We start from the raw sequence: 25,347 nt of genomic DNA on the forward strand, positions 1-25,347 counted from the left end.
TCTTGAGTGACATGAGTTGATTTGATGAAGCGATTAACATCATTCGCTCCTTTTTGGTGGAGCCGGGAAGGCTCCTGAACTTTTTTGAGAGCTCGATCAATTTGCCCTTGTCGAACAGAAGCTTGATATTGGCGATATTTTGGGGAATAACTCACGATGAAACGTTGCTCGAGTCCATTTTCATGAATCCATCTTTCTTTATAAAAGATATCTGAAAAATGAGCGGTTTCATCAATGTCGTCTAAGTGATAGCTTTCCTTGCCATGACTAAGTCGCCAACCGCTTTTATCTAAAAGCCAGTCTTTCAAATGTTTTTTCGTTTTTTTGACCGATTGAGTGGTAATGAAGGCACGCTCCCCTAAGGTGTTGTATTTGCGATTGGCTGTTGAAGAGAGACCGGCATCGGTACAGACGACAAATTTTGATAAGCGAAAATCCTTAAGGATTCTTTTCTCTAAAGGTTTCAGGGTGGTTTGTTCATTGGTGTTGCCGCTTGTGATATTAAAAGCAAGTGGAATGCCCGAGCCGTCCATAAATAATCCCATTTGCACAATGGGGTTCGGCCGATTTTCCTTGGAACGACCGTATTGTTTCAGGCCTTCGGCTTCTTCGATTTCAAAGAAAAAATTGGTGCAGTCATAGTAAAGAACGGCGGTTTCCCGGTTCGCTACTTTTTGACTTAATCGATAAAAATGTTCTTGAATATCATGGGTATGTTCAGCTAAGACATCAAGACTGCGGTAAATAGCTTGTAACTGAAATTGAGGGGGTTCTAATAGGGTTTGGGCAAACTCAAAAGCACTTTTTTTGGAAGCAGGACTCAAAATCCGATTGTAAATGAGACACGATAGAATTTGATCCAACGGATAGTTAAATTGATGCTGCTTGGCGATTTTTTTCGTCATGGTGGGGAGTTTCAACTGAGCTAAAATGGATTGTAAAAAGAGGTAACCAACATTAAAAAGTTGTTGTTTATCTTTTTTTATTTTCTTGGTTGGATCGTAGTGAATGGCGATCTTTTGCTTTTTCTGTTTTTCTTGTTCCGTTAATTCGGCGGCTCGTTGTTTAGCCCATTCTTCTGGGTCCATTTCGGGATGTTTTTGTTTGATTTCTTCGTGATTGCCTAGTGTTTCGACAATTTTAGTGGTGCGCTTACCATTTCGAGTAATATCTTTAATAACGGCATAGGAAACCGAATTTTTTGAACGACTTTTTTTGATACGCAAAGCTCATCACCTCAGGGATAGGATAGCTTTATTATATCACGGTACGTAATAGTACGCAATGTTATTTAATAAAATTTTGGCAAAAAAATAAAGCCCTGATAGGCTTTGTGGCACTTTTTGCCTTTTAAAACTGTCAAACTCCCGGACTACTACCACTTGCCCAGTCAATTTAACCAGCAAGTCCAAGGCCAGGTAAGCCACGCCTTTAGCCATCTCAATTGGTCCATTTACTTGTTGGAAGGCCAGGTTGAATCTGGCCAAGCCATCCCCGACCAGTGTGAATGGCTGAGCCCTGACCAAAGAGAGGCCTATGCCTTCCCGAAAGTCCAGGAGAAGATCTGGGAGACCTATTTTAACCCTTCCTTATTTTAAGTTAGGCAAATTGTCCCTATAAGATAAGCTATTTTATGATATAATGTTTATTGTGCGACTGTAAAACTTACAGAATAAAAGGAAGGATACTGATGCAATTTCCAAGAGAAGGAGATTTCATCACAATCAAAAGTTACAAGCATGATGGGTCACTCCACCGGATATGGCGGGATACCATGGTCTTAAAAACCAGCGACCATTCCTTAATTGGTTGCAATGACCATACCCTAGTGATTGAATCAGACGGCCGAAAGTGGCGGACCAGAGAGCCTGCCCTAGTCTACTTCCATAAAAATTATTGGTTTAATATTGTGACCATGATTAGACAAAAGGGCATTTCTTACTATTGCAACCTAGCTTCGCCTTTTTTGATCGATGAAGAAGGTCTGAAATATATTGATTATGACCTGGATGTCAAGATTTTCCCAGATGGGGAAAAGCGTCTGTTGGATGTCGATGAATACGAAGACCACGGTAAGAAGTGGGACTATCCAGACGAAATTGACTACATCCTCAAGGAGCATGTTAAAATTCTAGTTTCTTGGATCAAAAATGAAAGAGGTCCCTTTTCAGAAGGCTATGTTGACCTTTGGTTTAATCGTTACAAGCAATTAACCGGTAAGTACTAAGCTTAGTGGCAAACCATAGTAAACTTGTGATGAAATCAGTTTAAAAAGCAGGAATGCTGATAAAAAGACTACAAGCTAAAAAGCTTGTAGTCTTTTATACTTTTGATTGCCTAGCATACTTTGAAGCAAATCTTGTGTCTAACTTAGATGGGTTTGTTAAAGTTGGTTTCTAAAATGTCACTTTCATTGGCGTGATTTTTAACATAAACAGAAACTAGGGTGTTGAGGTGGATCAGGCTTTCTTCGTATTCCAAAATAGACGACATGATTTTAAAGACGGTGTTGCTATCGATGTAATCTTCACCTAGCTTGTTGTCGATGCTAGCTTCATGATAGAAGCTGTCCATAAATTCCTTGCGTAGACTTCGTTTGTGCTTCATAAACTTAACTTCTTCTGGTAAGACTCGGCCGTTCCATTTTTGTAAGATTTGTTCGTGGGCAGACATCAGGACTTCAATCCTTTCCCTGACTGATAGTCTCAAGTCTTCATCAAAGTGGTTAAAAATATTTTCTGACCGCTGGAGGGTGAGGGCTAGTTTCAAGGCTGACCGGGTTACCTTGATAAACTGCCGGTAGACAACCAAGAGTCTTGAAATAGAATACTTGCTTTGGATGCGGAAGGGGTTGATGTGACCTTCTTTAATATATTTAAAGAATAATTCCATGGTATCGATGTCTTGGTCAATAGTTTTCAGGTCTTTTTTCATAACCCCGTATTGGGTGTTTTTTCGTAAGGCGATCCGGATATTTCGCATGATATTATCGCTGACATGGTTGGTTAATTCAAACAACTTGTGGTCATACTTGGGAGGCCAGACAAAGGTATTGATGACAAAGGCGATGATAACCCCCAAGACGGTAGCGGAAACCCGGGTGACAGCAGTATACAAGGGGGCCTGGCCGGATTCCACCATAACAATGATCAAGGTCATGACAGCCAGGGAAATCACCCCATCTAACTTGAATTGGTGGAGGAGGGCAATTAAGAACAAGGAAGCCAGGCCGATCAAGAAAGGAGAGACTCCAATTTGGGTAGCAGTTATGTAAGCAACTAGACCCCCAATGGCATTGGAGAGGACCCGGTCCCTTAGGGTAATGTAAGATCGCTTGACGGAGGGTTGGATCGATGCTACAACAGCCAATCCGGACAAAACGGTTAATTCTGGTAAGTTAATGGCGACTGGAATGTAGACAGCGATAAAGATAGCAATAGCAGTTTTAAAGGTACGGGCACCGATTTTCATAAAATGTCATCTTCCTTAGGTATAAGTCCCATTTATCTCTTTCACATAGATTTTATTATAAGGGTAAATACTGTATAATGAAACCAAATTAATGTTAATTTCAATAAATTTAGGAGGTTATGGTGACCATGGACCAAGAGATTGAATATCTCCAAAAGTTAAAAAATGAATACCAAGCATACTTAAAAGATCCGGTCAACTTAAATATTGCCAGGGGGATTCCATCCAAGGACCAGCTCGACCTGTCTCAAGACTTGCTTAGCCTAGACTTAAGCCAGGACTATATGTCCCAAGATCAAGTCGACCTTAGAAGCTATGGTGGAATTGACGGAGTTTTAGAAGCCCGAACCTTATTTGCTGAACTTTTGGAGACGGAGATAGAAGAAGTTATGGTGGTCGGTAATGCCAGCTTGCAAGTGATGTACTTAAGCCTGGACTACTTTATGAACCACCAAGACCATCCTTGGTCCCAGCAAGGTCCGGTCAAGTTTTTATGCCCAGTACCAGGCTATGACCGCCATTTTGCCATGCTAGATTATTTGGGCTATGACATGGTGCCCGTGCCTTTGACTGGGTCAGGGCCAGACATGGATGTGGTAGAAGACCTGGTCAAGGATGACCCTAGTATCAAGGGGATCTTCTGTGTCCCTAAGTATAGCAATCCAACCGGTGAGGTTTATTCGGATGAGACGATTCACCGCCTAGTCAAAATGGAGACAGCTGCTTCCGATTTCAAGATTTTGTGGGACAATGCCTACATCGTCCACCACTTGACTGAAGACCAGGTGGAAATCCCCAACATCCTAGACCTAGCCAAGGAAAACCAGGTGGCTGACCGCCCTTTTATCTATACTTCGACCTCTAAAATGACTCTGCCAGGAGCAGGAATAGCAGCCATAGCAGCTTCAAGGAACAACCTCCAAGCCTTTCAGAACTTCCTGTCCAAGCAACTGACTAGCTTTGACAAGTTGAACCAAAAAAGGCAGACCCTGTTTTTGAAAAACAAGGCCAATATCTTAGACCATATGGCCAAACATGCGGCTATCTTGAAACCCAAATTCGACTATATTCTAAACCGCTTGGAAGAAGCCTTCCCAGACCGTAAGCTCCTTGACTGGACTAAGCCCAAGGGAGGGTATTTTATCCACTTAACCACCCAGGAGGGCTGTGCCCAAGAAATTGTCCAAAAGCTGGCGGATATTGGCCTGGCTGTGACCCAGGCCAATGCTACTTATCCTAAGGGGGACAACCCCAAAGACAATAGTATTCGGCTCGCCCCAACCTTTGCTTCCCTAGAAGATTTAGTCAAGGCCATGGATGCTATTATCCTCTGTGTTGAATTAGTAAGTTTAAGTAAGGAAAGGAAGAATGAAAATGAATAAAGTAACTGCTAGTATTGGTATTGCCTTTGGTGCTGGAGCCGGCTATGTCCTAGCTCACCTCCTAGCCCCCATGCCAGGAGAGGAATTTCAAGCCAAGTTGGACCTAGAAGGTAAAAAATTAAAACGTCGAGCCTTACTCAAGGCTGACGATTTAATTAAGCGTCTGAATTATGCCATCGGACGGCAGGTAAGCAAGGAAGAGGCCAGACGATTAAATGACCTCAGACGAGATATTGACCAGGCTAGTGACCAAACAGATGTGGCAATTGGTGCTGGTTATGGGGATGAACCCATTATTCAGTTGGAAGATTCGGATTTAACCGATTAAGGAAAAGCTGGAGCCCCGTCTTATGCTAGCCTCTAGCAAAATTTTTTCTGTAAAAATATTTTGTTAAAAGAGAACTTGCAAAGAAAAGAAAAATGGCGTACAATAGTTTTCATAAGTTCATTAAGTTCATTGGTTTATATCAGTTAGCCATCAGATACTGATATAAGTAAATGAATATGGATGACTTAATAACGTATCATTTCGCTGTTGCATGACCGAAATGATACGTTTTTCTATTTTACCAGACTTAATAAAATGGCCAAGACAGACAAAGGATGTTGCATAAATCATGACTAATCATATAGTTTTATACAAACCCCTTATCCCACCTAACACCGGCAATATTGCCAGGACATGTGCAGGGACCAATACCAAGCTCCACTTGATTGAACCCTTAGGATTTAAAACGACAGACAAGGCACTTAAGCGGGCTGGCCTGGACTATTGGCATGAGTTAGACTTAACCTACCACCGTAATCTCCGGTCTTTTTTGCAGGCGATTGATACCCGCCACTTGTACCTAGTCTCTAAGTTCGCCTACCATACTTATGCTGATATTGACTATAGGGACACAGACAAGGACTATTATTTCATTTTTGGGAAAGAAACCACTGGCCTGCCGGAAAAATTTATGCACGATTATGCTGACAAGTGTATCCGGATCCCAATGGACGATAGCCATGTCCGGTCCTTCAACCTGTCGAATTCAGCCAATATTGTTTTATTTGAAGCCTTGAGACAGCAAGACTTTGCTGGACTGGAGAAAGTGCATGCCTACCCCCATGACAAGTTAAAATAAAAAAAGCCTACTAGTTGCTGGGACAGGCGGTCTTGGAAAGGCCAAGCCTTGGCTAGTAGGCTATTGCTTTGTATTTAAAAGATCCAGTAGTGACCGTCTTGCTCCAGGAGTTCCTGGGCTTCTTTGGGACCATCAGAGTAGACTTCATAGCTATAGAGGGCTTCATCTTGGTCCCGCCAAATCTTTTGGATTTTATCTACATATTTCCAAGATGCTTCGATTTCCTCATACTGGGCAAAGTTCACCTGGTCTCCATGCAAAGCATCATAGATGAGGCTTTCATAGTCGCTAGGCCAAGCCAGGGACCCATCTGTGGCAACAATGGCTAATTGTTGTCTGGCAAAAGCTTTGGGATTCCCCCGCTCCTTGCCGTTGATTAAGAGCTGTATGGTCCGGCTAGGGTCTAGGTAGACCGTTAAAACGTTTTGGTTGTTATCAAAGAGTGAGGGGCCTTGGTCTTTAAAGACAATGTCTAAGCGGGTCTTTTTACTAGCTAATTTTTTACCAGTCCGGTAGAAGACCGGGATGCCAGCTAGGTCTCCTTCTAGGATATTGATTCGGCCGGCGACATAGGTTTCAGTAGTGGAGTCATCTGCCACCTTGTCATTTTGTGTGTAGGATTCTTCACCAGGCATGGAATGAGCAGCGTATTGGGCCCGGACAGTTGACTTAGTCAAGTGGTCGTCTCTAAGGTCGATCCGGTCTAGGGCTTCTACCTTGGCCTCTAAAATGGCCTTAGTAGTGAGAGCTTCTGGCTGGTCCATGGTGAGGAGGCTAAAGCATTGGAGGATATGGTTTTGGACCATGTCTTTTAAGGCGCCAGTCTTGTCATAAAAGCTGCCCCGCTCTTCTACACCGACTTTTTCGGCCAGGGTAATTTGGATATTGTCAATATGGTCCTTGTTCCAAATTCCCTTGAAGAGGGGGTTGGCAAAACGCATGGTGAGAATGTTTTGGACGAGAGGCTTGCCTAGGTAGTGGTCGATAAAGAAAATATCATTTAAGTCGACTACCTGGCCCAGGTCGGCTTTTAATTGGGCCGCACTGGATTGGTCATCGCCGAAGGGTTTTTCGACAATGATCCGGCTAAAGCCACCACAATCAAAAAAAGCGTGTTGGTTGAGGTTTTCAACAATCACCTTGTAAAAGCGAGGAGACATGGATAGGTAATAGAGGCGGTTGCCACCGATCTTGTGTTTGGCGGCTATTTGGTCTGAATAGGCCTTAAAATCTGGGTACTGGTCCAATTTGGTCACATCATGGGACCGGTAGTAAAAGTGTTTGGCAAAGTCAGTTTGCAAGCTGGTATTTTGGTCCATATCTTTGATGGAATCTTTAATAACAGACCGAAAGTAGTCGTCTGACCAGACCCTTCGACCTGTCCCGATCAAGGCGAAATGCTTAGATAGGTAGTTTTTCTTGTATAACTGGTAAAGGGCAGGGTAAAGTTTTCTAGCAGCTAAGTCACCTGTTGCACCGAAAAGGATTACCAGGACCTTGGTGTTTAATGTCATCTATCTCTCCACTCCATTCTAGTCAGTCACATGATGAATTATACCATAAAATAACTGGTTTATAAGTGGCAAGTCCTTTATACTATGGTCTAGGATCAGACAGGTTAGTTCTTGAAGTTTTAAAAAAGATTCGAATAGAAAGTTGAGGCCAACCATGCCCAATCAATTTACAGATTATCATTTTAAGCCCTTTATTAATCATGCCCTGGCAGATATGGGCTTTGTCCATACCAGGGAAGTTCAAGCCAAGGTAATACCGGAAATCAAAGCTGGGAGAGACCTGGTAGTTAAAGCCCAAACTGGTTCAGGCAAAAGCCACGCCTTTCTCTTGCCCTTGATTAATGCTATTCAGCCAGACAAGGATGAAGTACAGGTGGTCATCACAGCCCCCAGTCGGGAGTTGGCTGACCAGCTCTACCAATTTAGCCAGGACCTTATCAAGCCTGCTGGTGAAGCGATCCGGATTGAAAATTATGTTGGTGGGTCTAACAAGGAAAAACAGGTTCAAAAGTTAGAACAAAAACAACCCCACCTAGCCATCGGGACACCTGGCCGGATGCTAGACATGGTCAGCAACCACGGTCTTAATATTTATACAGCCCAATACCTGGTAGTGGATGAGGCAGACATGACCTTGGACCTGGGATTTCTTAGGGAAGTGGACCAACTGGCCAGTCGGGTAGGTCAAAGCAGTCAACTATTAGTCTTTTCTGCTACCATCCCTGACAAGCTCAAGCCCTTCTTTAAAAAATACCTCAACCATCCTAAATTTATTTATACTGAAAGCCAATCTTTGATTCCCGACCAGGTCGAAAATTGGCTGATCGCAACAAAAAGTAAGGACCGGGTTGATTTAATCTATGACCTCCTCACCCTAGGCCAAGCCTATTTAGCCTTAATCTTTGCCAATACCCAGGACCAGGTAGAAGCCATTGCCCAGGCTTTGGAAGAGAGGGGACTGGACTGTGCCACACTCCACGGTGGATTAGAAGCCCGAGAGAGAAAGCGGGTCATGCGACAAATCCGCAATTTAGACTACCAATATGTCGTAGCCACCGACTTGGCTGCCAGAGGGATCGATATTGAAGGGGTTTCCCATGTCATTAATGCCGAAATCCCAAATGACCTGGACTACTTTATCCATCGGGTGGGCCGGACTGGTCGTAATGGCCTAGCAGGACTGGCTGTTACCTTCTATGGTCCTGACGAAATTGAAGCCGTCCAATACCTAGAAGACCGGGGGATAAACTTTGTAGCCAAAACCATCAAGAACCATGAAGTGGTGGATGATAAAAAACACGACCACCGCCAGGCCAGAAAGCAAGTAGGGAAGAAAAAGACCTATGACCCTGAGATCGCTGGCATGGTGGAGAAGGCTAAGAAGAAAGTTAAGCCCAATTACAAGAAAAAAATTAACCGCTACAAGCAAAGAAAAAACCGCCGGCGCAAGTAAGCTATTTCTCCAGGTTTTTTAACCATGAGGGCCAATTTAAGTTAGCTAGTTAAAATAAATTTCTATCGCGCCCCCCAAAAGCTGTTATAATGGCATAAAATGATTTTTAAGTAGAAAGGAAGACTTGACCATGAGTCAGAAAGCAATTCAAGTCCAGTCAGAAATTGGAAGGTTAAAAAAGGTCTTGCTCCACCGACCAGGCAAGGAATTGGAGAATCTGATGCCAGACTATCTCGACCGCTTACTCTTTGATGATATCCCCGATTTACAAAATGCCCAAGCCGAACACGACCAATTTGCTAAAGTCTTGCGACAAAATGGTGTCCAAGTTCTTTACCTAGAAAAATTGGTGGCTGAAGCCATTGACCACGCTGGAGTAAGAGAAAAATTTATCCAAGACTGGCTTGCGGAGGCTGGTATTGCTTCTGACAATGCAAAAAACCAGGTCAAAGAAATTTTACATGGCCTTGATACATTTGACATGGTCCTGAAAAGCATGGAAGGCTTTAAAAAGGCGGAAATTGACCAAGGCTCTTACCAGTCTTTGGCCGACTTGATCGAGACTGACTACCCTTTCTTGGTGGACCCCATGCCGAACCTCTACTTTACCCGGGATCCTTTTGCTAGCATGGCAAATGGGGTGTCTGTCAACCACATGTATTCTGACACCCGAAACCGGGAAACCCTATACGGCCAGTATATTTTTGACTACCACCCGGAATATGGTGGCGACAAGGTGGACCATTTTTACAATCGATTTGAAGAAAGTCGCTTAGAAGGTGGGGATGAGCTCGTTTTATCCAAAGACGTCTTAGCTGTCGGCATATCGCAACGCACTGATTCCCGGTCTATTGAAAAACTGGCTAAAAAGCTCTTTCAAGCTGGTGTCTTTAAAGAAGTTTTGGCCTTTTTAATCGGTAACTACCGCAAGTTTATGCACCTGGATACTGTCTTCACCATGGTCGATTATGACAAGTTTACTATCCACTCCGAAATCCAATCTGGTCTCCGGGTCGTCTCTTTAAAACCAGGTAAAAATGGCCAGATTCAAATGGAAGAAAAAAAACAGCCAGCAATTGGACAGGGTTTTGGCCGAAGCTCTCGGTTTAGATGAAGTCACCCTGATCCCTTGTGGGGGAAATGACCCTGTGGCTGGGGCTAGAGAGCAGTGGAATGATGGATCCAATACCCTAGCCATCGCCCCGGGTGAAGTAGTGGTTTATGACCGCAACCGGGTGACCAATGCCTTGTTAGAAGAAGCTGGACTTAAACTCCATAAAATCATGGCCAGTGAACTGGTCCGAGGACGGGGAGGCCCACGTTGCATGTCTATGCCTCTCTTTCGAGAGAACTTATAGGAAATAAAGAAGTGATTGTCATGTATCAAGTTGAGAACAATTGGAGTTGGCTAAATGGTTAGGCAAGACAAGCAAAAGTACATTAAAGATTTGGCCCAAAGACCCTTTTTCCAAGTCTTTGACAGCCAAGATATTAAGCAAATAAAGGACCAGTCCATTCTGCGAAACTATAATAAAAACCAAGTGGTCAGCTATGAAGGAGACCACAAGCACTACTATTATTTTGTCCTGCAAGGCTTAATTAAACTTGAGCGGACAACCTATAACGGCAATTATAGTTATGTGGATTTTGTAATTGAAAACCGCTTTGTGGCTTACGGAGATCTTTTCAATAATGATTACTATAGTTACAATATTATAGCTGAAACACCAACTCGCCTGCTCATGATCCCCACCGACTTATTTGAAAGCATCATTAGCCAAAATAGTGACTTGCTGATCGAATTTTACCGTAGCTTGTCGGATGACTTGTTTTTCCAAGAAAAGAGGATCCAACTAGCTGCCGTCTCCAGTGCCAAAGAAAGGGTTGAATTGATGCTTGCCTTGTGGATGCTTGACCTGGGAACCCGGCAGGGAGAGGCCGTACTAATCCCGTATCCCTTGACCATCATCCAATTGTCGGAAGTGGCCGGTACTAGCCGGGAGACGGCGGGCAAAGTGGTCAAGGAACTGACCCAAAACAAACGACTGGAGTACAGTCGCAAGGAAATTAAAATTTTAGACACTGATTATTTCAACCACTTGTTGGAAGGGTAGTCTAAAAGATTGCTTATTGTATTGTGTAATACAATTATGTATTTGCAAACACCAACTAATTGCTTTAAAGTTTATCACAACCTGCTAGGTTGAGCATTCTAGTGGGCTTTTAGGGTGAATCTGAGGACTAAAAACGAAGTCTAAAACCAGCTAGCCATATGGCTAGCTGGTTTTAGTTTATATTTAACTAAGATAAGGAGGCTACATTTCACTTGGGGAAGACAGGCCTAGGAGGTTGAGGTTGATTTTAATTAAAATTTCAACTGCCTTGACCAAGGCTAATCTGCTGGTCAAGTCTCCATCTTCATCCAGGACCCGGACATTGGCATAATACTTGTTAAAGGCTTGAGACAGGTCGATTACATACTTGGCAATTAGGGATGGATCATAGTTTTTGCAAGCTCTGGATAATGTATTTGGAAATTGTTCCAGTAATTTTACAACTGACCAGGCATGGTCATCTTCTAAGCCTTGAACTTGGTTAGGATTGAGGTCAGCTTGGCTATTCTCTAAAATGCTGAGGGCTCGGACCCGGGAATATTGGACATAGGGACCAGTTTCTCCTTCAAATTGGACCACTTCTTCAATCGTGAAGTCAAAGTTATTCATTCGGTCATTTTTTAAGTCATGGAAGACTACAGCCCCAACCCCAACCTGGTCTGCAATTTCTTCCTTGTTAGCTAGGTCTGGGTTTTTATCTTCAATTTGTTCCAAGGCCCGCTTGCTAGCCTCGTCTAAAACATCTTCCAGTAAGACCAACTTACCTTTACGAGTGGATAATTTTTGTCCGTCCTTGGTAATCAAGCCAAAGGGAATGTGGTGGATGTCTTGGGCCCAGTCAAAGCCAAGTTCTTGCAAGACTCCCTTGAGTTGTTTAAAGTGGTTAGCCTGTTCTTGGCCTACCACATAAAGGGCTTGGGCAAAGTCGTATTCCTTTTTACGGTAAATGGCTGCTGCAATATCTCGGGTAATGTAGAGGGTGGACCCGTCTTTTTTCTTGATCAAGGCTGGGTTTAAGTCGTATTTGTCCAGTTTAATAATCTGGGCCCCTTGGTCTTCAACCAGCTTACCGGAATTTTCAATCAGCTCGAGGGTTTGGTCCATCTTGTCGTTGTAAAAGGCTTCCCCATTGTAAGAATCAAATTCGACATTTAAGCGTTGGTAGATTTTGTTGAATTCTTCCAGGGAAAGGGCCCTAAATTTTTTCCAAAGTTCTAGGGCTTCAGAATCACCTTGTTCTAGCTTAGCAAACCACAACCTGCCTTGGTCTTCTAATTCAGGATTGTCTTCAGCCTCTTCATGGAATTTGACGTAAATCCGCAATAATTCCGGAATAGGGTCCTCTTCGATTGCCTGGGGATCGCCCCAAGTTTTATAAGCATAAATCAACTTCCCAAACTGGGTACCCCAATCACCCAGGTGGTTGATTTTGATCGGGTTGAAACCCATCTTTTCCATTATATTCGCTAGGGCATTGCCGATAACAGTCGACCGTAAGTGGCCCATGGACATGGGTTTGGCTATATTAGGGGAGGACATGTCAATAGGAACATTTTGTCCTTGTCCGACACTCTGATCGCCGTAGTTTTCGTCTTGGTCTAAAATTTCTTGAATGATGGCAGACGAGACCGTTTTTCGGTTTAAATGAAAGTTGAGGTAGGGCCCAACTGCTTCGACTTGGTCAACCAAGTCAGAAGAGATTTTACCTGCTAGGTCACTGGCAATTTCCTTGGGGTTCTTTTTAAAAATACGGGCCAGCTGAAAAGTCGGGAAGGCGAGATCCCCGTGTTCTTCCAACTTAGGCCGTTCCAAGAGGGAGTAGATATCTTCTTTGGTAAGATCCTCTTGTAAGACCTGGTGGATACTTTCAGCTATCTTTAATTTATAATCCATAAGTAACCTCCTAAATACTATACTTTACAATTCTACCGAAATTGACTGGAAAAATCTATACGGCTAATTGGCTTTCTTGGCTTTTTTAAGACGGCGGATGGATAGGAAGAAGATGAGGATGGAAAAGATGGTAAAGAGAGGACCGCTCAAACTGGTTTGTAAACCGACCGCACTAGCAATGGATAAGGCTAGGGTGGGGAGGGCAATAGCTAGGAGGGAAATTTTAAAGACAGCTTTAAAACCCAACCCTTGTAAATAAAAGATACTGATAAAATAATTGGTTAGGGCAACTAAAATGTATTGGTAGATTAGAATGATGGCTCCAACCCCGAAAAGAACAAAGAAGGCAAGTAAGATGACGGGTAGGTTGATTTGGGTCATGGAATTTAAAAGAAAAGAAAATTGGTCCTGGTTAAAGTCAGGCAAGTTGGCATAAGAAATTGACTGGCCACTGCCATAGACGTAGAGGGTCATTTGGTCCTGGCTTAAAGCAATATTGATTGGGGAGAAGTTCAACTCCACATTCCGGTCAATGGTCTCATCTTCCGTCATTTGGTTGTCAGGGTCAAAATATAGGGAAATTGTATCTGTAAAATGAATGTAGTCTTCTTGGTCTGTTTTTATCTGGTCGTCTTCGATGGCAAAATCCGGCAATTGACCTTCCACTTCACTCACATCAGACCTAAATTGCTGGTATTCTGGGACTAGGGTGAAGAGGGGAGGGATGAGTGAGATGATGACTAAAGCAATAAAAAGGGCAAAAAAGGTATTTTTAGTCATTTTTCTGCCTTGGTGGATTTCCAAGGGAGAACTTAGGCTGAGTTTTAAAAAGTCAAACAAGTTAATCGGTCCTTTCATCTACTAGTAGACATGAAATCATTCTACCTAATTTTAATAATATTTTACAATTAAAAAGTCAGATAAAAAATCTATATAAGCACTTCTATGGACTTTTTTTAATCAGATGTTAAAATAAGTTTAGATTCGAAATATTAGGAGGAGTAACTTATGACTTACCAATTAGAAGACTTACCATACGCATATGACGCATTGGAACCTTATATTGATGAAGAAACCATGAAACTTCACCATGACAAACACCACCAAACTTATGTGGACAAGACCAATGTAGCTCTCGAAGGTCAGGAAAAATATGCTGACCTGTCGATTGAAGACTTAGTTGCTCAATTAAACTCGTTGCCAGAAGAACTTCAAGCACCAGTCTTAAAAAATGGTGGGGGCCATGCCAACCATAAACTTTTCTGGACCGTTCTTTCGCCAAATGGTGGAGGCCAGCCAGAAGGCGATTTAGGTCAAGCTATTGAGGAAAAATTCGGTAGCTTCGAAAAATTCCAAGAAGAATTTAAAGCTGCAGCGACTGGTCAATTTGGGTCAGGCTGGGCTTGGTTGGTTGTTAACAATGGCACATTGGAAATTGATGCCACTCCTAACCAGGAATCCCCACTTACTTCAGGCAAAACACCTATCTTGGGTCTAGACGTTTGGGAACACGCTTACTACCTTAACTACCAAAACAGACGACCTGACTACGTGGATGCTTTCTGGAGTGTCGTAAACTGGGATGAAGTTGCAAGAAGATACCAAGAAGCTAAATAATTTTGACCAGGCTCTATCTAGTTAAAATATAGCCCTGACCTTAAAACCAGTTGCTAGACGATTGACTCGTTTGGCAACTGGTTTTTTAATTTGGTCGCGAGACAATCTTTAGAAAAGTTTAGGGAAAACCCCATGCATTTCCTGGTCGGATTTGATAAAATTAGGAGTAGATTATTTAACGGAGGGGTAGGCTTGAAATTGCCTAACAAGCGAAGAAGAGAAAAGTTAAAATCGCAAATTCCATTTCGATTAAATTTGCTGTTTTTTGTTGTCTTTATTTTATTTGCAACTTTTATCCTGCGTCTGGCTTATATGCAAATCATTAAAGAGGAAGAATACCAAGCTGAAGTTGACCGGACGGAAAGCACGGTTATCAGTGGCCCGGTAGCCCGGGGTGAAATATACGATAACCAGCTCAACAAATTAGTGGGCAATGAAGCCCACAATACTATTACCTATACACGGGGGCAGAACGTCTCCAACCAAGCCATGGCCAATGTTGCCAACCGATTGGCTAATATTATCGACTTGCCAAATGCCGACCCATTTGAATCTGATGACCCAGATATTACCGAAAGGGAAATGAAGGACTACTACTACGCTATTCACCGGGACGAAATTGATGATCAAGTTGAAGCTTACATGGAAGCCAATGACATTGAAGAAATGGAAAGCAGTGACCGCTTGGATTTTATCGATGAAGACCAACTTAAGTCTTTTTCGGATGAGGAAAAAACCGCTACTTCAATTTTTTCGACCATGACTTCAGCCTATGCCCTGAGTACGGTTAATATCAAAAACCAAGACGTGTCTTCCCAAGAGCTAGCCCAGGTCAGCGAAAACTTGGATGACCTACCAGGGGTCGATACTGGAGTGGACTGGCAACGGGTTTATCCTGAAGGCAATATGCTCAAGTCCATTCTCGGCCAGGTCTCCAGCGAGGAAACGGGTATCCCAGAAGAGCGGATTGGTGAATACCTAGCTAAGGGTTATTCCCGTAATGACCGGGTTGGGATTTCCTATTTGGAATACCAATTTGAAGATGTCTTGAGTGGTAGCAAGTCTAAAGTCGAAACGGAAACCAACAAGCTGGGAGAGATTATTTCCCAAAATGTCCGCTATGCGGGTAGCAAGGGGGACAACCTGGTTTTAAATATCGATATTGATTTCCAGGAAAAAATGGAAGGCATCGCCATTGACTCCCTCAACAAGAGACGGGGCCTCAATGATTCTATCTACCTGATAGCCATTGACCCAAGGGATGGGGGAATCCTTGGCTTTACCGGAAAGCGGGTGAACAGTGACGGAGAAATTGTCGATGACGCCATGGGAAACTTAACTAAATTCTTTGAAATGGGGTCCAGTGTCAAAGGGGCGACCGTCCTATCAGCTTACATGGATGGGGTCTTAGATGATTCCAACAATATCATTGTCGATGCCCCCATGAATTTCACTGGAACTAGCAGTATTTCATCCGTCTTTAACCAAAGTGGGTCGGTTCCCCTCAATGAAACTCAGGCCATCCAATATTCCTCCAATATCTACATGTCCAGGCTAGCCATGCGGATGGGAGACAAATGGGACTATGAACCAGGTGAGCAGTTGAATATGGACTATCAAAAGTCCATCGACAAGATGCGCTACTACTTCTCCCAATTTGGTTTAGGGGTACCCACTGGGGTAGAGTTACCAAATGAAATGATTGGCCAGCAAAGTCCGGTTGAAAGCCCTGGCTCAGCTCTCTACCAGTCTTTTGGCCAGTTTGATACCTACACCCCCCTCCAATTGGCCCAATATATTGCTACTATTGCCAACGGAGGTACTCGGTATGCACCACGCTTCGTCTCCGAAATCCGGGGAACTCATCCTGAAACAGGGGAAGTGGGTCAGTTGAAAACCAAGATTGAACCAAAAATTTTGAACCAAATCGATGTAACACCCGAACAGATGGACCGGGTCAAGGAAGGGATGTACCTAGCAGTCAATGGAGACTATGGGACCTTGCCTAAAGTCTTTGGTGATGCGGAATATGTGGCAGCCGGTAAAACAGGGACTGCCCAAGCCTCTTACTGGAGTAATGACCCGGACCTCCGCGGAACCAGTGTCATTAACATGAACTTTACTGGTTTTGCCCCTTACGACAATCCTGAAATTGCCGTCGCTGCTGTGGTGCCTTACCTGCCAGACAATATCAATAATATTGAAAACATGAATGCCAGCAAACGAGTGATGGATGCCTACTTTGGCGTTGGCGAATTTGCTGAGGATGCAGACGACCAAGAAGATGAAGGCGATGAAGAAGAAGCCCAGGAAGAAGTCGTTCAGGAAGAGGAAGACCAAGCTGACCAGGCGGCCTAGGTATTTGGCCAATAAAAAAGAGTAGCTGGCTTTTCAGCTACTCTTTTTTGATTCTATAATATTTAGTGTTGGTGGGAGCATCCCACCAACACTTTTTTACTTTAGTTTTTACCCTTTGTTTCTCGGTGTAAAGTCATTTTACGCAAACGAGGGCAGTATTTTCTTAATTCAAGTCTTTGTTCATCGTTACGTTTGTTTTTAGTTGTAATGTAGTTACGGTCGCCACATTCAGTACATTCTAAAGTAACCTTAACGCGCATGTTTCAACCTCCTAAATCTTTCTTAATTACTCTTACACCCGACTAGGATACCATGTTTTTCATGAAAAATCCAATGAAAATTAACCAAAGGGCCCGGAATTTTTTCCTTATTAGGAGCCAGGTATGTTATACTTTATGATAGCTTATGTAAAATTGAGGAAGATGATATGGTGCAAAATCGAAAACTAGCTAGCATTCAAAACAAGCCTTATGTTACCTATGCCATCATCATTATAACTGTTATAGTCTATATTATGATGACACTGAGTGGTGGGTCGCAAAATACAGAGGTTTTAATCCAGTATGGGGCCAAGTTCAACTTTGCTATTATTTATTTTAACCAGTGGTGGCGGCTAATCACCCCAATGTTTCTCCACATTGGCCTGGCCCACATCCTCTTTAATCTATTGATTGTTTATTACTTAGGATCAAATTTGGAGTATTTCTTCGGCCACTTTAAATATGCCTTACTTTACCTGCTAGGAGGTATAATGGGGAATATCTTCTCATTTGCCTTCAACATTTCCATTTCAGCTGGGGCTTCAACTGCGATTTTTGGCTTATTTATGTCTACCATAGCCCTGTCTCGCATCTACCCTAACCGGATTCAAATCCAAAATATTGCCAGCCAGTATGGTCTATTAATTGGACTTAATATTTTTATTGGGATATTGTCAACAGGCATTGACAATATGGGCCACTTGGGTGGTTTAGTCGGAGGATACTTGGCAACTTATATGATTACCAAAACTCACAATCCTGGTAGTCAATTGAAATACACCTTAATTTATATTGCAATAGCCTTATTGGGTATTTTTTGGGGCTATAATGAAATTTTCTATATCAACTTTTAACGAGGAGTTACGTACTTATGGCACAAGACAAGCTAATCGGAATTGACCTGGGTGGGACCACGACTAAGTTTGCCCTACTCACACAAACTGGCAAGATAGTGGACAAATGGTCGATTAAGACCCAGACAGAAGACCATGGGAGTCAGATCCTGCCGAATATGATTGCTTCGATTCAGGCCAAGTTAGAGGAATGGAAGTTGACTAGCCAAGACATCTTAGGCATTGGCATGGGATCTCCTGGCTCTGTTGACCGCAAGGCAGGGACAGTTGTGGGGGCCTATAACTTGAACTGGCAGGAGGTCCAAGCAGTTAAAGCAACCATGGAAGAAGAGTTAGGCCTAGACTTTTACCTGGACAATGATGCCAATGTGGCCGCCTTAGGTGAACAATGGCAGGGGGCTGGAGACCAAGACCCCAACCTGGTCTTTATGACCCTTGGAACAGGAGTAGGCGGGGGGATCATCTTGGACAACCAGCTGGTCCACGGCGCCCATGATACAGCTGGTGAAATCGGCCACTTAACTGTATCCAATGACCGATTTGACTTCCCTTGTACTTGTGGCAAGTCTGGCTGCCTGGAATCCATCGCCAGTGCCAGTGGTATTGTTAAGGTGGCCCAACAAATGTTGGCTGAAAATAAGGGTCAAAGTCAGCTCTACCAAGTGGCTGACCGGGGAGATTTGGAGGCCAAGGTCATTTTTGACCTGGCTAAGCAAGGGGACGACTTAGCTTTATTGATCGTCGACATTGTTTGTGATTACCTAGCCTTCGCCGCCGGCAATATTGCCAATATTGTCAATCCGTCTGTTATTGTGATTGGTGGCGGGGTATCTCAGGCAGGAGCTATTTTAAAGGAAACCGTGGAAAAACACCTGGCCGACTACTTGTTTCCGCCCCTAAGGGATAAGACCAGGGTCAAGATTGCTCAACTGGAAAGTGATGCCGGGGTGATCGGGGCAGGATCTTTAGTTTTAAAAGAAAAATTAGCTTAAAGGATGATTGGATTGGATATAAATAATGCTTTACGATTGTTAATCATTGTAGTTGGCTTGGGCTGGGCAATTTATGAGATTGTCCAATTTGTCCGGCGCAGGAAGGCTGCGACTCCTTTGACCAATGAGGAATTTAAAGAGGACATCCGCAAGGCCCAAGTCATCGACGTCCGGGAGAAGGATGAATTTAAACGCAAGCATATTTTAGGGGCAAGGAGCCTCCCTTATTCCCAGTTTAAACAAAGAATGAATGAATTACGTAAGGACCAACCCATTTATTTATATGAAGAAAACAAGATGCTGAGCTTGCGGGCAGGCTTGAAATTAAAGGAAAACGGCTTTGAAGATATCTATTACTTAAAAGATGGCTTTTCCAATTGGGATGGCCGGACAAAAAGTGACAGGCTTGACAATTAAGACTCGATTCAGTAACATGTCTATGTTACTTTAATCAGTGGAAAACAAGAGGAGATCATTGTGATTTCCTCTTTCTATTTAGTAGGAGTCTTGAGATTGAGTAGTGAAAATAAATTAACCTTCAAACACTTCCTTGCAAACCAGTTGACCAAAAGGGACAATTTACAAATCCCCCGTTGGCAAATTTTTGCCGTTTTATTTACAGGAGCCGTGATTGTGGTTCTCAACCAAACGGCCATGTCTACCGCCTTGCCTAATATGATTGAAAGTTTGGGCATTGACCCTAGCCTAGGCCAGTGGATTGTCTCGGGTTATACCTTGGTCAAAGGGATTATGGTCCCCATAACCGCCTTTGCCATGACCAAGTACCGGACACGGAACTTTTTTATTTTAATGTTGGCCCTCTTCTGTACCGGTAGTTTTTTGACTGGTCTGGGCTTTAATTTTCCGGTTGTGGTCATGGGGACAGTCATCCAGGGTATAGCGGCTGGGATGATCATCCCCTTGATGCAGACCGTCCTCTTGACCTTGATGCCGGTTGAAAGCCGAGGCACTGCTATGGGGGTAATGAGTGGGGTTATTGGTATTGGTCCAGCACTGGGTCCCCTTGTCGGTGGGGTCATTGTTGATGCTTTCACCTGGGAAATTTTATTCTACATCTGGGCCTTAATCACCCTTTTATTGGTTCCTTTAACTTGGCTGGTCTTACCCGATGTATTGCCAAATGCAGATTTAACCATTAATTGGGCCAATATCCGGGACTCCCTCATTGGTTTTGGCCTCCTCCTCTTTAGCTTGTCAGTCTTTGGTTCTTCCGGTTTTTCTTCGGTCATTGCCTGGGTCAGCTTGCTTATCGGTTTAGTCTTTGTCGCCAAGTTTATCCACTTCAACCTCAAGGCAGACCAACCAATCTTAAATCTTAGACTCTTTAAAAAAACCTATTACCGTCGGGCTGTCTTGGTAGCCACCTTGGGGATTGTCATTATTTCTTGCCTATCCAATGTTATCCCTATTTATGTTCAAACTGTTAGGGGCTTGGGGGCTTCCATAGCAGGCTTAATCTTAATGCCAGCTGGTATCATCAAAACCATCTTAGCTCCTATCTCAGGCAAACTTTATGACAAGGTTGGAGTGGCTCGGATTGGCCTTATCGGTGGTATCTTACTTTTAGTTGGGTCCTTATTACTAGTTACCCTCAATGAAGCTAGCTCCCTTTACTTACTGATGATTTACTACGGCATCTTATCAGCCGGTTTTGGCTTGTTTAATATCCCTATTACCACTGCTGGCATGAATATTATGGCCAAGGAAGATATGGGACATGCGACTTCAGCCCGGCAAACGGTCCGGCAAATCTCTTCAAGTTTTGCCGTTTCCCTCTCCTTTATCATCATGACCCTGGTGACTATTGCCACTTCCGGCCAATCGGTGGGGGTTTTCCAAGATGGCGGTCCGACAGACTTAAATATGGCAGGAGTCCGAGGCGCCTTTATCTTGGTGGCTATATTTTCAATCCTAGCCATGATCTTGATCTTCTTTTTAAAAGACCCTAAAGAAAAACCAGACCAATAGACTTTAATAAGGCACAAGTCCTGTGCCTTATTTTAATGGTTTGCTAGACCTAATTGCCTGTACAACTTTACTCCTGTCCCTTTACTCTTCCTGGCTTAAGTAGTCCTTGATGATGGCCGTTGTTTCTTCTATGGACTTGTTGGAGACGTTGATGGTGAAGCAACCCAGGTCTTGGTAGAGCTGGTTGGCAAAGTCCAGTTCAGCCTCTATTCGCTCTTGGGTAGAGTAAAGCATGTTGTCATCCAAGCCATATGCCCGCATCCGTTCCTTGCGAATGGCCAGTAAAAGGTCTTTGCTGTTGGTGAGGCCAATAATCTTCCTTGGGTCAACCTGATAGATTTGGTTGGGAATGGTGGATTCCGGCATAACAGGGAGGTTGGCTACCTTAAAGCCTTCATTGGCCAGGTAAATAGAAAGAGGGGTCTTGGAAGTTCGGGAAACTCCCAATAAGATAATATCCGCCTGCAAAAAACCATTGGGGTCTTGGCCGTCATCATATTGGACGGCAAATTCCATGGCATTGATCCGGTCGAAGTAGGCTTGGTTTAGTTGGTGGTTGGCCCCAGCTTCTTGGCTAGGGGCATGCCCAATCCGGTCTGCTAGGTATTCGGTCAAGGGGGTCAGGAGGTTAAAGGCAAAGAGGTCATGTTCCTCTTGAAAGCTCTCCACCAAGCTGACATGGTCTAGCTTGGCAAAGTTATAGATAACCATAGCTTCCCTGTCTTTGGCCCGGGTTAGGATAGCCAAGAGTTCTTGGTCGTCTTTGATAAAAGGAAAGTTTTTAATGGGGACCTTGTGGCTAGGGAACTGGGCTAGAGCACTTTTGGCTACATTGATGGCCGTATTGCCGACTGAATCGGAAAGGGTATAGATGATAAGACCAGGGTTCATTGAATCATCCTCCTTTGTTTTTCTGTCTTGAACCTAGTATAATTATACAATAAGTAGTAGCTGAATACATGAGCTAGAAGGGGTGGAGAAGTTGACAACTTATGAAGAAGCACTTGACATCTTAAAAGACAACAAGTTAAAACTAACCTCCAAACGAAAAAGGATGGTTGAAATTCTCTATGATGAAGATAAGTACCTGTCAGCTAGTGACGTCCAGGCCAAGATGAGCCAAGACTACCAGGGGATCAGCCCAGACACCATCTATCGTAACCTTTATACCTTTTATGACCTCGGTATTATCGAGAAGACCGAGTTAAAAGGAGAAAAAGTCTTTCGGTCTCACTGTGATGTCCATGACCACCACCACCATTTTATTTGCAAAAACTGTGGCCAGACCAGGGAAATTGATGCCTGCCCCCTAGACTACTTCCAGGTCCAACTCCCAGGATGTGAGATCCAGTCCCACCGTTTTGAAGTCTACGGCCTGTGTGAAAAATGTAATCAAAAACTCAACCATCAGGCATCTTAGTCCGGCTTAAGCCCATCAATAGCTAGCTTAGGCGTATCTTTTTTGTGAAAAATGTAAAAAATAAGTGAAGCCGTTATTGACTGATTTGGTCATGTTTTATATAATGAAACTTGAATTGAATAATCATTCAATTAATATTGTTTTTAGGCTTTTGCCCAAGGTAAGGAAGTTCGTAATGAAATGTGTTTTCATCTGCAAACGGAACTACCTGAACGAACGAGGGGAGGGGAACTGCATTGACTAAAACAAATGTCAAAAAAGGTGAGTCCATTGATGACGCTCTTCGTCGTTTCAAACGTTCTGTTTCTAAAAGTGGTACGTTAAGAGAAGCACGTAAACGTGAACACTACGAAAAACCAAGTGTTCGACGAAAGAAAAAATCTGAAGAGGCTAGAAAACGTAACCGCAGAAGACGTTAAGTGAATAAGTAGCGAGGGAGATCGTCTTGACCATTCTAGAACAATTAAACGATGATATGAAAAAGGCGATGAAGGCTAAGGATAAAGAATCCTTGAAGACCATTCGGATGCTCAAATCATCGCTACAAAAAGAACAATTGAACAAGCAGGCTGACTTGTCTGAAGACGATGAGATCGCTGTTATCTCTAGCGAGAAGAAACAGCGCCAAGATTCTTTAAAAGAATTCCAGTCAGCTGGCCGGGATGATTTGGTGGACCAAGTTAAAGGAGAACTGGAAGTTGTTGACCGCTACCTACCAGAGCAGTTAACAGATGAAGAAGTCGACCAACTTGTCCAAGAAACCATCCAGGAAACTGGAGCCAAGTCCATGCAAGACATGGGCAAGGTTATGGGAGCCATCATGCCCAAGGTTAAAGGTAGGGCAGATGGTGGCCAGGTCAATTCAATTGTCAAACAATACTTATCATAGATCGAAAGGACCAGGCTAACCTGGTCCTTTTCCTATCCCAAGATTTTTAAATAATTTTCCTTTTTATCACCACCAAAATGGCAAGGCCCCCTTTTGTATGCTATTATAGGGGGGAATATTGATAAAAGGAGCGAATCATTTTTGACAGACCAAACATTTCAATCGGTAAGGACATTTGAGGATCCCGAGGCGGCTATCGCCATCTTTGGATCCCAAAATAGCTACCTAGCCTTGGTGGAAGAAGAGCTGGACATTACCCTCTCCACTAGGGGTAATAAGATGATCCTCAAGGGTGAGGAAGACCGGGTCACCTTGGCAGGTGAGATCATTTCCCAATTGGAATTTTTGTATGAAAAGAACAGTCAAATTACCGAGTCCGATGTCCTAAGCGCAATTCGTTTGGCTAAAAGTGGGCAGATTAACCAATTCATTAAAATGTACGAAAATATTATTGGTCGAGACGTAGACGGCAAGCCTATCCGGGTGAGAAATGTTGGCCAACAGCGGTATGTAGATACGGTGAGTCGCAACGACATTGTCTTTGGCCTGGGACCTGCCGGAACTGGGAAGACTTTTTTGGCTGTCGCCTTGGCAGTCGAAGCCCTCAGACGTAACCAGGTTAAGCGAATCATCTTAACCCGTCCAGCAGTAGAAGCCGGAGAAAGCCTGGGTTTTTTGCCAGGGGACTTGAAAGAAAAGGTCGACCCCTACCTCAGACCCTTGTATGATGCCCTTTTTGCTATCTTTGGGGTGAGCCATACCAATCGCTTGATGGAAAGGGAAACCATTGAAATTGCCCCCCTAGCTTATATGCGGGGCCGAACCCTGGATGATGCCTTTGTGATCTTAGATGAAGCTCAAAATACCACCATTCCCCAGATGAAAATGTTCTTAACCCGGCTGGGTTTTGGGTCCAAGATGATTATCAACGGGGATGTCAGCCAGATCGACTTGCCGAGAGGAGTAACTTCAGGTTTGGTTCACGCGGATAAAATACTCAAGCAGACACAGGGTATTGGCCACGTTAAATTTGAAACAGCTGATGTGGTTAGACACCAATTGGTTACTCGGGTTATTGAAGCTTATGACCGCCATAAAAAAGGTCAAGTAACCGATGAAGAAAGCCAGGAGAAAGAAGAGGACTAGGAAATGGAGATTGAAATTATCGATAAAAACGATGCCCTATCCTCAAATTTTCGAGACTTGGTTCATGATTTGCTGGTTTTTTCGGCCCAGTATCTTAACTTAAGTGACCAGGTTGAGGTGTCGGTTACCATCGTAGATAATGAGGAGATTCGGCAAATTAACCGGGACTACCGGGGCAAGGACTATGCGACTGACGTTATCTCCTTTGCCATGCGGGATGTTATCGAAGACGACCCCTTATGCCAAATGGATATGGCCCCTTTACAAGCCTTTGACCTTATGTTGGGGGATTTAATTATTTCCATAGACAAGGTTAAGTCTCAAGCCAAGGAGTACGGTCACTCCCAAAGAAGAGAATTGGCCTTCTTGGTCGTCCATGGCTTCTTACACTTGAATGGCTATGACCACCACAGCCAGGCTGAAGAAGAGGAAATGTTTCAACTCCAAGAAAACATCTTGGCTGAATTTGGGGTTGGGCGCTAATGGCCGGACCGAATAAGAACAATAGTTTTCGCCAGTCATTTAACTATGCCTGGCAGGGCTTAGTCACAGCCTTTAAGGAGGAGCGAAACTTTCGCTTCCATCTCTTGGCTAGTTTAGTGGTTTTTATCCTAGCTTTTCTTTTCTCTTTTTCAGGGCCTGAATTTTTGTGGTTGGGCCTTGCCTGTTTTAGCGTGATCTCGGCTGAGACGACCAACACCATTGTTGAGAATATCGTGGACTTGGTCATGCCCAACTACCATCCCCAGGCCAAAAAGATCAAGGATTTGGCAGCAGGTTTGGCTCTGCTTGCAGCAGGTTTTGCCGTTTTTATTGGCCTCTTTCTCTTTTTACCCAAGTTGATCGCCCTAGTTTTTTAAAAGGATGA

Annotated in this window: 26 protein-coding genes and 1 pseudogene; 20 read left to right on the plus strand and 7 right to left on the minus strand. The window is 43.6% G+C overall.

Features of this window, described 5'->3' with window-relative positions:
- The coding region (locus HMPREF9698_RS01805) for an IS1634 family transposase (RefSeq protein WP_003776717.1) at nt 1-1,226 on the minus strand (1,226 nt) is incomplete at its 3' end.
- 117 nt (nt 1,227-1,343) lie between these two features.
- Between HMPREF9698_RS01805 and HMPREF9698_RS01810 the strand changes: the two genes are divergently transcribed.
- Both HMPREF9698_RS01810 and ntdP read left to right on the plus strand, forming a co-directional pair.
- A complete protein-coding gene (locus tag HMPREF9698_RS01810) occupies nt 1,344-1,598 on the plus strand; it encodes an NUDIX domain-containing protein (RefSeq protein WP_040292334.1) in 255 nt (84 codons plus the stop codon).
- A gap of 92 nt (nt 1,599-1,690) precedes the next feature.
- Entirely contained in the window at nt 1,691-2,227 is a 537-nt protein-coding gene (gene ntdP / locus HMPREF9698_RS01815) for a nucleoside tri-diphosphate phosphatase (protein ID WP_003776721.1), read from the plus strand.
- A gap of 143 nt (nt 2,228-2,370) precedes the next feature.
- Here the strand turns inward: ntdP and HMPREF9698_RS01820 are convergent, their stop codons facing one another.
- Nucleotides 2,371-3,471, minus strand: coding sequence for an FUSC family protein (locus tag HMPREF9698_RS01820; RefSeq protein ID WP_003776724.1), 1,101 nt, complete (start codon nt 3,469-3,471; stop codon nt 2,371-2,373).
- 128 nt (nt 3,472-3,599) lie between these two features.
- On the opposite strand from HMPREF9698_RS01820, the gene HMPREF9698_RS01825 reads away from it, so the two are divergent.
- The 3 genes from HMPREF9698_RS01825 (at nt 3,600) to trmL (ending at nt 5,980) form a co-directional block, all read left to right on the plus strand.
- Nucleotides 3,600-4,853: an aspartate aminotransferase type Ic gene (locus tag HMPREF9698_RS01825; protein ID WP_003776727.1), complete on the plus strand. Its 1,254-nt coding sequence runs from the start codon at nt 3,600-3,602 to the stop codon at nt 4,851-4,853.
- Complete coding sequence (locus HMPREF9698_RS01830) at nt 4,846-5,181, plus strand: hypothetical protein (RefSeq protein WP_003776730.1); 336 nt, start codon at nt 4,846-4,848, stop codon at nt 5,179-5,181. The genes HMPREF9698_RS01825 and HMPREF9698_RS01830 overlap by 8 nt, the downstream gene beginning before the upstream one ends.
- A gap of 289 nt (nt 5,182-5,470) precedes the next feature.
- Complete coding sequence (gene trmL, locus HMPREF9698_RS01835) at nt 5,471-5,980, plus strand: tRNA (uridine(34)/cytosine(34)/5-carboxymethylaminomethyluridine(34)-2'-O)-methyltransferase TrmL (RefSeq protein ID WP_003776731.1); 510 nt, start codon at nt 5,471-5,473, stop codon at nt 5,978-5,980.
- A 74-nt stretch (nt 5,981-6,054) separates the two neighbouring features.
- Here trmL and zwf read toward each other — a convergent pair whose 3' ends face one another.
- Nucleotides 6,055-7,494, minus strand: coding sequence for a glucose-6-phosphate dehydrogenase (zwf, locus tag HMPREF9698_RS01840; RefSeq protein WP_003776734.1), 1,440 nt, complete (start codon nt 7,492-7,494; stop codon nt 6,055-6,057).
- Between the two features lie 154 nt (nt 7,495-7,648).
- Here zwf and HMPREF9698_RS01845 point away from each other — a divergent pair, with 154 nt between their 5' ends.
- The 3 genes and pseudogenes from HMPREF9698_RS01845 to HMPREF9698_RS01855 all read left to right on the plus strand — a co-directional run bounded on the left by HMPREF9698_RS01845 (nt 7,649) and on the right by HMPREF9698_RS01855 (nt 11,061).
- Nucleotides 7,649-8,947, plus strand: coding sequence for a DEAD/DEAH box helicase (locus HMPREF9698_RS01845; protein ID WP_003776737.1), 1,299 nt, complete (start codon nt 7,649-7,651; stop codon nt 8,945-8,947).
- A 130-nt stretch (nt 8,948-9,077) separates the two neighbouring features.
- Nucleotides 9,078-10,305: pseudogene (arcA, locus tag HMPREF9698_RS01850) on the plus strand (arginine deiminase).
- A 54-nt stretch (nt 10,306-10,359) separates the two neighbouring features.
- Nucleotides 10,360-11,061 carry a Crp/Fnr family transcriptional regulator gene (locus HMPREF9698_RS01855; RefSeq protein ID WP_003776741.1) on the plus strand — a complete coding sequence of 234 codons (702 nt, stop codon included), beginning with the start codon at nt 10,360-10,362 and terminating at the stop codon, nt 11,059-11,061.
- A gap of 201 nt (nt 11,062-11,262) precedes the next feature.
- On the opposite strand, the gene argS is transcribed toward HMPREF9698_RS01855, so the two are convergent.
- Nucleotides 11,263-12,954 carry an arginine--tRNA ligase gene (gene argS, locus HMPREF9698_RS01860; RefSeq protein ID WP_003776742.1) on the minus strand — a complete coding sequence of 564 codons (1,692 nt, stop codon included), beginning with the start codon at nt 12,952-12,954 and terminating at the stop codon, nt 11,263-11,265.
- Nucleotides 12,955-13,017: 63 nt separating this feature from the next.
- On the minus strand, nt 13,018-13,794 hold the full coding sequence (locus HMPREF9698_RS01865) for a DUF1189 family protein (RefSeq protein WP_003776744.1): 777 nt from the start codon (nt 13,792-13,794) through the stop codon (nt 13,018-13,020).
- A 168-nt stretch (nt 13,795-13,962) separates the two neighbouring features.
- Between HMPREF9698_RS01865 and HMPREF9698_RS01870 the strand changes: the two genes are divergently transcribed.
- Nucleotides 13,963-14,571 carry a superoxide dismutase gene (locus HMPREF9698_RS01870; protein ID WP_003776746.1) on the plus strand — a complete coding sequence of 203 codons (609 nt, stop codon included), beginning with the start codon at nt 13,963-13,965 and terminating at the stop codon, nt 14,569-14,571.
- 192 nt (nt 14,572-14,763) lie between these two features.
- Nucleotides 14,764-16,929 carry a peptidoglycan D,D-transpeptidase FtsI family protein gene (locus HMPREF9698_RS01875; protein ID WP_003776748.1) on the plus strand — a complete coding sequence of 722 codons (2,166 nt, stop codon included), beginning with the start codon at nt 14,764-14,766 and terminating at the stop codon, nt 16,927-16,929.
- Between the two features lie 101 nt (nt 16,930-17,030).
- Here HMPREF9698_RS01875 and rpmG read toward each other — a convergent pair whose 3' ends face one another.
- Nucleotides 17,031-17,189 carry a 50S ribosomal protein L33 gene (gene rpmG / locus HMPREF9698_RS01880; protein ID WP_003776750.1) on the minus strand — a complete coding sequence of 53 codons (159 nt, stop codon included), beginning with the start codon at nt 17,187-17,189 and terminating at the stop codon, nt 17,031-17,033.
- A gap of 167 nt (nt 17,190-17,356) precedes the next feature.
- Here rpmG and HMPREF9698_RS01885 point away from each other — a divergent pair, with 167 nt between their 5' ends.
- The 4 genes from HMPREF9698_RS01885 to HMPREF9698_RS01900 all read left to right on the plus strand — a co-directional run bounded on the left by HMPREF9698_RS01885 (nt 17,357) and on the right by HMPREF9698_RS01900 (nt 21,024).
- On the plus strand, nt 17,357-18,043 hold the full coding sequence (locus tag HMPREF9698_RS01885; protein WP_003776753.1) for a rhomboid family intramembrane serine protease: 687 nt from the start codon (nt 17,357-17,359) through the stop codon (nt 18,041-18,043).
- A gap of 17 nt (nt 18,044-18,060) precedes the next feature.
- A complete protein-coding gene (locus HMPREF9698_RS01890; protein WP_003776755.1) occupies nt 18,061-19,035 on the plus strand; it encodes an ROK family glucokinase in 975 nt (324 codons plus the stop codon).
- Between the two features lie 3 nt (nt 19,036-19,038).
- Nucleotides 19,039-19,452 carry a rhodanese-like domain-containing protein gene (locus HMPREF9698_RS01895; RefSeq protein WP_051011768.1) on the plus strand — a complete coding sequence of 138 codons (414 nt, stop codon included), beginning with the start codon at nt 19,039-19,041 and terminating at the stop codon, nt 19,450-19,452.
- Between the two features lie 96 nt (nt 19,453-19,548).
- Nucleotides 19,549-21,024 carry an MFS transporter gene (locus HMPREF9698_RS01900; protein ID WP_040292337.1) on the plus strand — a complete coding sequence of 492 codons (1,476 nt, stop codon included), beginning with the start codon at nt 19,549-19,551 and terminating at the stop codon, nt 21,022-21,024.
- An 81-nt stretch (nt 21,025-21,105) separates the two neighbouring features.
- On the opposite strand, the gene HMPREF9698_RS01905 is transcribed toward HMPREF9698_RS01900, so the two are convergent.
- Entirely contained in the window at nt 21,106-21,915 is an 810-nt protein-coding gene (locus HMPREF9698_RS01905; RefSeq protein WP_003776763.1) for a pyruvate, water dikinase regulatory protein, read from the minus strand.
- Nucleotides 21,916-21,997: 82 nt separating this feature from the next.
- On the opposite strand from HMPREF9698_RS01905, the gene HMPREF9698_RS01910 reads away from it, so the two are divergent.
- The 6 genes from HMPREF9698_RS01910 to HMPREF9698_RS01930 all read left to right on the plus strand — a co-directional run bounded on the left by HMPREF9698_RS01910 (nt 21,998) and on the right by HMPREF9698_RS01930 (nt 25,339).
- A complete protein-coding gene (locus tag HMPREF9698_RS01910) occupies nt 21,998-22,444 on the plus strand; it encodes a Fur family transcriptional regulator (RefSeq protein WP_309544215.1) in 447 nt (148 codons plus the stop codon).
- Between the two features lie 236 nt (nt 22,445-22,680).
- The gene (gene rpsU, locus HMPREF9698_RS08625) at nt 22,681-22,863 is read left to right on the plus strand and encodes a 30S ribosomal protein S21 (RefSeq protein WP_003776768.1); all 183 of its coding nucleotides are present in this window, start codon (nt 22,681-22,683) and stop codon (nt 22,861-22,863) included.
- Nucleotides 22,864-22,889: 26 nt separating this feature from the next.
- Nucleotides 22,890-23,333, plus strand: coding sequence for a GatB/YqeY domain-containing protein (locus tag HMPREF9698_RS01915; RefSeq protein WP_003776770.1), 444 nt, complete (start codon nt 22,890-22,892; stop codon nt 23,331-23,333).
- Nucleotides 23,334-23,474: 141 nt separating this feature from the next.
- Nucleotides 23,475-24,479: a PhoH family protein gene (locus tag HMPREF9698_RS01920; RefSeq protein ID WP_003776771.1), complete on the plus strand. Its 1,005-nt coding sequence runs from the start codon at nt 23,475-23,477 to the stop codon at nt 24,477-24,479.
- Nucleotides 24,480-24,482: 3 nt separating this feature from the next.
- Nucleotides 24,483-24,962 carry an rRNA maturation RNase YbeY gene (gene ybeY / locus HMPREF9698_RS01925; protein ID WP_003776772.1) on the plus strand — a complete coding sequence of 160 codons (480 nt, stop codon included), beginning with the start codon at nt 24,483-24,485 and terminating at the stop codon, nt 24,960-24,962.
- Nucleotides 24,962-25,339 carry a diacylglycerol kinase family protein gene (locus HMPREF9698_RS01930; protein ID WP_003776775.1) on the plus strand — a complete coding sequence of 126 codons (378 nt, stop codon included), beginning with the start codon at nt 24,962-24,964 and terminating at the stop codon, nt 25,337-25,339. Before ybeY ends, HMPREF9698_RS01930 begins: the two co-directional genes overlap by 1 nt.
- Nucleotides 25,340-25,347: the final 8 nt, after the last annotated feature.

It is taken from the genome of Alloiococcus otitis ATCC 51267 (genome assembly GCF_000315445.1).
GTDB classification, from domain to species: domain Bacteria; phylum Bacillota; class Bacilli; order Lactobacillales; family Carnobacteriaceae_A; genus Alloiococcus; species Alloiococcus otitis.